Source organism: Williamwhitmania taraxaci (assembly GCF_900096565.1).
GTDB classification, from domain to species: Bacteria; Bacteroidota; Bacteroidia; order Bacteroidales; family Williamwhitmaniaceae; genus Williamwhitmania; species Williamwhitmania taraxaci.
The window spans coordinates 1-1142 of the sequence record NZ_FMYP01000178.1; the positions used below are offsets into that span (position 1 = coordinate 1).

The 1142-nt window shown below is 38.5% G+C and carries 1 protein-coding gene; it reads left to right on the forward strand.

The features are described from left to right. The first annotated feature begins 198 nt into the window (after nt 1-198). A complete protein-coding gene (locus BLS65_RS17810; RefSeq protein ID WP_092441130.1) occupies nt 199-1023 on the forward strand; it encodes a hypothetical protein in 825 nt (274 codons plus the stop codon). Nucleotides 1024-1142 lie beyond the last annotated feature (119 nt).

A 1142-nucleotide genomic window follows, 5' to 3' on the forward strand; every position in this document is an offset into this window, starting at 1 on the left:
CTATGTCGAACCAAAAAAATGGCAAAATATCCACCAAGCAAACCTAAATACGCTAAGATTTAAAACCTAGCAATCGACCTGCGGATTTAAGGTATCAGTCGAATGTATTGTACGATTCGATTAATCCAGATATTAATCGCTACTTCGCCACGTTTTAATAACGAACAACAGTGAACTCAACTAAAAAAGTTTAAAACTATGAAAAGATCATTTAGAGTACTTGGCGTATTAGCGCTAGTAGCAGGACTTGCACTTACTGGCTGCAAGAAGGACATTGAAACTTCCGATTTAACCTTGGACTTAACTAAGAAAGCCACCGTAACAGCATACTTTTATGCTGAAACAGATAACCAAACCCAAGGATTAGAATTTGCTGAAACAGGAACAAAGGTGGTTGTATCCATACCTAACAGTGCATTCAACCCAGCAGCAACTGGCAATTGGACTGACACAGCAGCAATTGCTGATGGTAAAATTACGGTATCTATACCTGCAACAAACGCTGGTGTTACCGTAACCTTTTACCCTGCAGAATTCATTAAAGAACAAACTCAGGCATTTGGATCTAACACCGCTTCAATTAAGAAGATTTTCAAACTTACTGCCGGAACTACTGTGACTGCTGTAAAGCCAGGTCAAGTTCGCATCCACCAAGCAACATACACTGCTGAAGCATTCAGTAACTTTGTTGAGAAGGTAGATATCAAAATTGAACTTAGAGCAATTCTTAAAGTAGGGGATCCAAGTTCATTATTGCAATCGGGTAAGATTGTTGATGTATACTGCACCGATGCTGGCCAAGAATTTCACACTACTGCAACTCTTCAAGACAAGGGAATTATCTCAGTAAGTGTTCCAAAAGACAAAGATATAACCATTCGTTTTGAAGCGTCCAAGGATATGAACACATTACCTGATGCTTCTTCTAAGAAATATCGTTACGAGAAAAGCATAACAGCTCCTTCAGCCTCAACACCTGTTAAGATTTCGGTTGATTTTGGCGACGGAACAGTTTGGGAATAGTTCACATAGTAACCATATTTTGAAATTACCTTATATCCGCAACATAAAAGCATAAAATAATCGGGAACCCCTGTAATAATAATCATCACAAGGCTTTCCCGATTAAAATATTTTCACCT

What these genes read in the sequence shown, in the direction of transcription:
- BLS65_RS17810 (WP_092441130.1), top strand. Translation starts at nt 199, where the DNA reads ATGAAAAGATCATTTAGAGTACTTGGCGTATTAGCGCTAGTAGCAGGA.